Origin of the sequence: Wohlfahrtiimonas larvae, from assembly GCF_002006755.1 — a bacterium.
Taxonomy (GTDB): Bacteria; Pseudomonadota; Gammaproteobacteria; order Cardiobacteriales; family Wohlfahrtiimonadaceae; genus Wohlfahrtiimonas; species Wohlfahrtiimonas larvae.
In genome coordinates, this window is the sequence record NZ_MVDO01000095.1 from 21,403 (window position 1) to 27,834 (window position 6,432).

Annotated in this window: 8 protein-coding genes; 1 reads left to right on the forward strand and 7 read right to left on the reverse strand. The window is 31.7% G+C overall.

The window, feature by feature from the left end:
* Nucleotides 1-2: 2 nt before the first annotated feature.
* The 3 genes from rlmE to BZK14_RS05995 are packed head-to-tail and all read right to left on the reverse strand — an operon-like array spanning nt 3 to nt 1,629.
* Nucleotides 3-638 (reverse strand): 23S rRNA (uridine(2552)-2'-O)-methyltransferase RlmE, encoded by a 636-nt coding sequence (gene rlmE, locus BZK14_RS05985; protein ID WP_077925642.1) that lies wholly within the window; start codon nt 636-638, stop codon nt 3-5.
* A gap of 14 nt (nt 639-652) precedes the next feature.
* The gene (locus BZK14_RS05990) at nt 653-1,315 is read right to left on the reverse strand and encodes a 16S rRNA pseudouridine(516) synthase (RefSeq protein WP_143691377.1); all 663 of its coding nucleotides are present in this window, start codon (nt 1,313-1,315) and stop codon (nt 653-655) included.
* Between the two features lie 50 nt (nt 1,316-1,365).
* Nucleotides 1,366-1,629, reverse strand: a complete 264-nt coding sequence (locus BZK14_RS05995; RefSeq protein WP_077925644.1) for a hypothetical protein — start codon at nt 1,627-1,629, stop codon at nt 1,366-1,368.
* Nucleotides 1,630-1,636: 7 nt separating this feature from the next.
* Between BZK14_RS05995 and yhbY the strand changes: the two genes are divergently transcribed.
* A complete protein-coding gene (gene yhbY / locus BZK14_RS06000; protein ID WP_425445328.1) occupies nt 1,637-1,936 on the forward strand; it encodes a ribosome assembly RNA-binding protein YhbY in 300 nt (99 codons plus the stop codon).
* A gap of 77 nt (nt 1,937-2,013) precedes the next feature.
* Here the strand turns inward: yhbY and BZK14_RS06005 are convergent, their stop codons facing one another.
* The 4 genes from BZK14_RS06005 to BZK14_RS06020 all read right to left on the reverse strand — a co-directional run.
* Complete coding sequence (locus tag BZK14_RS06005) at nt 2,014-2,703, reverse strand: glycosyltransferase (protein WP_077925646.1); 690 nt, start codon at nt 2,701-2,703, stop codon at nt 2,014-2,016.
* On the reverse strand, nt 2,700-4,604 hold the full coding sequence (locus BZK14_RS06010; RefSeq protein WP_077925647.1) for a DUF6020 family protein: 1,905 nt from the start codon (nt 4,602-4,604) through the stop codon (nt 2,700-2,702). The genes BZK14_RS06005 and BZK14_RS06010 overlap by 4 nt, the downstream gene beginning before the upstream one ends.
* A 12-nt stretch (nt 4,605-4,616) precedes the next feature.
* Nucleotides 4,617-5,315 carry a class I SAM-dependent methyltransferase gene (locus tag BZK14_RS06015; RefSeq protein ID WP_077925648.1) on the reverse strand — a complete coding sequence of 233 codons (699 nt, stop codon included), beginning with the start codon at nt 5,313-5,315 and terminating at the stop codon, nt 4,617-4,619.
* A gap of 17 nt (nt 5,316-5,332) precedes the next feature.
* The coding region (locus BZK14_RS06020; RefSeq protein ID WP_143691378.1) for a glucosyltransferase domain-containing protein at nt 5,333-6,432 on the reverse strand (1,100 nt) is incomplete at its 5' end.

Consider the following 6,432-nt stretch of genomic DNA (forward strand, 5'->3'; position numbering starts at 1 on the left):
AATTATTCTGACTTACCTTTAAAACCACGAGCTAATAAATAAATTTCCGCACTTCTTGCTCGTGATGCTTTTGGTTTTCTTGTGACGACTTTATCAAAGTTTGCACGCAATAACTTTAAATACTCTTCAAAGCCTTCACCTTGGAAAATCTTCATTAAAAAATCTCCACCTGGCTTTAAATGATGAATCGAAAAATCAAAAGCTAATTCTAATAAATACATCATACGTGGCTGATCAACACCCTTCACACCACTGGTATTCGGTGCCATATCTGAAATCACAATATCAATTTTGCGACCATCTAATAAAGCCTCTAATTCATTTAAAACAGATTCTTCACGAAAATCACCTGTAATGATATCTACCCCCGCAATTGCACTCATGGGTAAAATATCTAAAGCAAACACTTTGCCATTATGTCCCACTTTATGCATTGCATATTGTGACCAGCTACCCGGTGCTGCACCTAAATCTACCACTGTCATACCTAACTTGAACAATAAATCTTTTTCATCCATCTCAGATATTTTATAAATCGCTCGTGAACGCCAGCCTTCTTTACGTGCACGCAACACATATTCATCATCATGATGCTCTTTTAACCAACGAGAACTACTCGGTGTACGTTTTTTTCCCATACTTTAAATCACTTTTAATATTGCAATTGGGCGCAATCCCAGAGCATTTTTATCTCATCTATTGATAAGGCTCGAAACTCACCCGGTTGTAAATCATAGCCCAACTTTAATGGGCCATACTGAATTCTTTGAAGATAAGTTACATATAAATTAACTGCTAAAAACATTTTTTTGACCTGATGAAACTTACCTTCTGTAATTGTTACCCGCGCCTCACTTTCATTTTGATTCGCATCAATAATCTCTAGTTTAGCAGGTGCACAATAAATTCCACCATAAAACTCAATACCGCGTGCAAATTGTTCAACTTCATTTGCAGTTAATAAGCCATTCACTTTAACACGATACACTTTTTCCACTTTATATTTTGGTAATGGCAAACGAAAACTCAACTGCCCATTATCTGTCAATAACAACAACCCCTCTGTATTTCTATCTAATCTACCTATCGGCCAAATTTTCTCAGAAAATTGATCACATACTGTTGGTAATTTTTTATCTTCTGTAGCTGAAATTAATCCTTTTGGCTTATTCATCATATAATATGAGTGTCGTATTAATTGACATGGTTCATCATATATCATTAGCTGATGCAACCATCCATCAATTTCTATCGCCTCATCTGTCACAATTTGGTCATTCAAACGAATGGCATTTGACCTTATTAATCGGCGCATACTATTTTTAGACAGCTTTTTCTCAAATAATAAATATTGATAAAGGCGCATTAATGCTTTTTCTTTTGTTCTGAGACTAAGATAAATGAACGTGCACGCGCCATTAAAAATCCTGCACTCACGACACCATAAAAAAACAATAGAATAAATTCATCTCGTTTAGACAACGAAAAGAATGGTAAAATGATCACTAGGATTATACCCGCAATCACAAACATTAAAGCCAACATTCTTAAACTTAAGAAAAGCTGGTGAATTCTTCGTGGTTGCGCTAAGCTTGCCTCCACTTTTTTTTGATTAGGATCGTTATTCATGACTCAAATGAAATTAACAAAAGAACATATACATGCTTTAAAAGGCCTCGCTCATTCCATGAAACCTGTATTGATTATGGGTGAAAAAGGTGTGACTGAATCTTTTTTAGCAGAAGCAGAACGTGCTATAGAATATCACGAATTGATCAAAATCCGTATTGCGGGTGATGATCGTGAAACAAAAAAAGAAATTGCTGCTGAAATCTCTTCTGCATTAAATGCAAACATGATTCAGCACATTGGTAATGTAATTACACTATTTAAGCGCAATCACGAAGCACCAAAAATTTTCTTTTCAAACAAGTAACAACTACAATGTCCAATAAAATATTGCACAAACTTACTACAATAAGTAGTACAGTTTATGCAATATTTTAAACCCAATCAAAACCTCTTTTTGGCTTTAATAAAATACATAAAAATAAAACTTAAAATTTTAAATCCATCACGAAATGTATTCAATTTAGATTGGCTCTTTACAGGACGGTTTCTATAATTAACCGCGACTTCTTTAATCAAAAATTTATGATGCAATGCGTACATTGTTATTTCCGTTTCAACTTGAAAATAATTTGATGTTAGCTTTAGATTTCCAACAAAATCTTTGCTCAACACTCTATAGCCAGACATAACATCATCTACTTGAGTACTATAAATTTGATTAATCATAAACTTTACCAAACGATTACCAAAACCATGAAATTTTCTTGTATTTTCCTTATCGTATGAGCCATCTATAAAACGATTACCAACACTCATGTCACACTCTTGATTCATCACAGGCTCTATTAAATACATACAATCTTGAGCAGGATAAGTATCATCACCATCAACAATTAAATAGCAATCAGCCGTAATATCTAAAAACATTTGCCTTAAAACATTCCCTTTCCCACGCTCTTCACATAAATGCACAATCGCACCTGCATCTTGAGCCAATTGGTATGTTTTGTCCGTTGAATTATTATCATAAACGTAGATATCTGCATCAGGCAGTTCTTTTTTAAAATCTTGAACAACTTTAGCAACGGTTTGCTCTTCATTTAAACAAGGAATCAATACAGCTATTTTCATTGAATATCCTCCCTATAATTAGGGATTTTATTAATGAATAACATGATGGGTAAACTAAATAACACACTAAAAATATATCTGAAATCAGGGGCAGGTGCTGATATAAATAGTGTTAATAAATTGATTAACAAAGGAACACATATGATAACTTGTCGTTTAGCAATACTAGCACTCAATACAAACAAAAATACCAATGTGACGATACCACCATTTGCAAAAATGGAAGCATTATCAAATACATACTGCAAAGCATATGTATAATAGGGTTTTAAAATATTATTTTTTATATCATGTTGGTAAATGCCTTCCTTAATTTTAGTCACTTTTTCAATATATTGATCTTTCGTCAATGGCACTGTTAAATTTGTAGGGTATAAAAAAACATATTGATATTTCTTATAAGCCAAGTCCGCATCTTTTTTGACCTTAAAATAATCTAATCCATATAACCACCTGTCCCCTGTTTCTAAAACTGTATTGATATACCCTACTCGTAATCTCACTTCATCAGTTTTATTACGGCATGATTGATTAATTTCGTGACGATAACGATTGATTAACCACAAAGGAGAAGTCTGTTTAAAATATGCTCTAATATACTCCCAGGGATATTCATTCCATAATCTATACCAATTTTTGAAAAACTTAAATTTACCACCCTCCTCTAAATATTGATAATTAAAATGGCGATTAAACTTAATGAAATCTACGTTAATAGGACAATAGTGTTTCCAATTATTAGAAGGCAATAATACATTAAAATAAGTATCAACTGATTCATTCTTAATATTACGAGGCCCATTATAAACACCCGCAACTTGCTGTAAGGGAATTGCTAAAGCTTCTACAAAATTAGTATCCAAAACATGATATTTTTTCTTAATATAGAAATGAGTTGAAAAATGTAATCCGAAAATACACATACTAATGATGAACAATCTTAATTTATATTTTGAACTGAGTATGATTAAGACTATAAAGGTACCAATACCAACAAATATCCCATTACTCCTTAAATTAAGGACTAATAATGTTACAATCATCAGAGTAATAATATTATTGATGGATAATAAATACTCACTTTGAGATCTATAGATCTTATAAATCACCAAACTAAACCATAACAGACTAATAGAATAAGGGATATCCTTCCATAAAGTCATTAAATACAAGCCATTAATAGGATATAAGGCATAAAATAATATAATAACAATGATGTATATTCGAGGCATTCCCCACTTCATGAACTTATACAGAATGTAACAAACCAGTGAGGATGCAATAATAATTGTGATACCAAAATACACAGCAATATTGCTCGATATTTGAATATTGAGCCAAATTAGTGCGGTGTGAAAAATAGGATGATGTGAACCTAAAGGAGCAAGTGCATGTGCTTGTGCAAACTGATAATACGAATCATTATTTAATATACCTGGGTAAAAGGCATAAAAATAACTCAACCAAACAATTGTCAATAATCCCCATAAAATAACGCTGGCCTTAAGTGGGGAATACGAACCTTTATGTCTTTCAAAAGGGGTAATTAAAAAATTAATCACATAGAAGACAATAATACTAAAATATATGATTGATATGACTAATCTTTGCACCTCAAAAAATTTGGTTAAACCTACTGGCACAGTACTGATACCAATAAAAATCCCTAACACTACTGAACAAATTATTATTTTATAATCACACTTTACAGTATTTTTAACAATATATGGCGTACAGCTTGTTAATAATGCGCCGATAACAATTGATACATATGCTTGTATCGATAAATCTGTAATATCAAAGTCATAAGATATCGCAAATGATAAAATCAGATACACATATAGGATAAAAAGAAAAACAGAAATAGCATTACCATACAATTTTTTTAAAAAAAATATCATCTATATAAATCCTTACGACAAATCCTCAATATAGAATAAATCTGTATCAACTTTCTGACAAAAGCCATTTGGATTTTTCATTAATTTCAATAAACTAAAAGTATAAGGAAAGAAATGCACATGAAAACTAAATGTATATTTGTATTCTCTCTCGCACGGAACAACGATAATTAATCGCTTAGCTGCCACCCTTCTTAATTCTGCAATAGCTTTATCTAAAGCTAGTACATGCTCTAGTGTATGTGCACATATGACGGTATCAAAACTATCATCATCAAAGGGCAAATTATAAATATCGCCTTGAACAATATTTGGATTAGAATTTACATCAGAAGTTTCAACAATATTAAAATCAACACCTGTTACGTTAATCTTATCCTTACCTATGCTATCAACAAGATAATTAATCAGATATTGCTTACCACAACCCACATCTAATATATTACGACCATCAATATTTTTCAGGATCAAGTCAATACTAGCTTGATTTAAATCGGTTTTTCTATTTAAGATATCATGCTTTAAAGATGTATATAAATCTTTAAAATCCTCTTCTGTCATTAAATATGAGCGTTGATGTAATGATAAATATTTATCCGCATCACTTTTAAAAAATAATCTAATAGCTATTTTAACAATAGGATCACGAAGAATTGGTGGCACTAAATTATCCAATACCCAATTAATTCTTCTAGTAAATTCTGGCGCCATCAAAAAACCTCCAACACTTATTGACTCATAATAGACACTGAAGCTTGTGATGTGGAATCCACACTAGATTGCTTAATCCCCACAGTTTTATAAATCACTGAAAAACAACGATTTTTCTGATAAATATTATGATAAACAGACGAAAATATCACTTTCCCTTTATCACTATCACATTGAACATTGCCCTTCCTAATCGGGATATAACGTCCAACTATGAGCTGCCAATAACCAGGATACCCTAGCAAAGATATTATATTTTTATGTCGTCCATATATGAATGAATTATTTTTAGCATTCACATTGAAAGAAGCTCTAAAAACAGGATTACCACCAAATGATAACGCATATTCATCACCAATCAGTGGCGATAAATCACTCAAAGCCATGGATAAACGAAATTTTTCATATGACCATTGCTCACCGATGATATTTCCTTGAATATTGCCGTATGCAATTAGTTGCATCGCGAATAACAGATAAAATATTCGATAAATAATCCCGCTATTCAAAAAACCAACCAAAGCACAAATCGTAATTAATACATTGAACCCCAACATATAACGGTCAGCGATGGGAAATTCTGATAAAAATATAGGAATACCGATAGAAGCTATTAAAACTATCGGTATAATAATCAATAAACAAATCATTGAAATTACTTTAAATTGATTCTCTTGGCATCGCAAAACGTTCAAAGAGAAAACTAACAATAAAAAAATAATATATAAACCGATATAGCCTTTAGCTACAAATGAATAGATAAATACTAAATATTTTTTAATATTTCTAATGACACCATTGAACAATTCAGGCAATGCTAAGGCCTCATTGGATATATGAGAAAACCTAGGGGTATAAATGCAAAATCGGAAAATTGCCACTGCAATGATATAAGCTAAAGTCGCAATACAAAATAATTTAACACATCTTTTAATATTGATTTGATCATAAAAATAGTTCTTAGCTGTAAGCATAATCACAACAACCCAATAAACGCCACTTGCAGACTGATAGGTTGTTAAAGTACCCAAAACACCAATAATAGAAATTATGAAAAATACCCTATGAGATCTATAAAATAAAAATGGGAAAATCGAGAACAAGACAGAAACGCTCA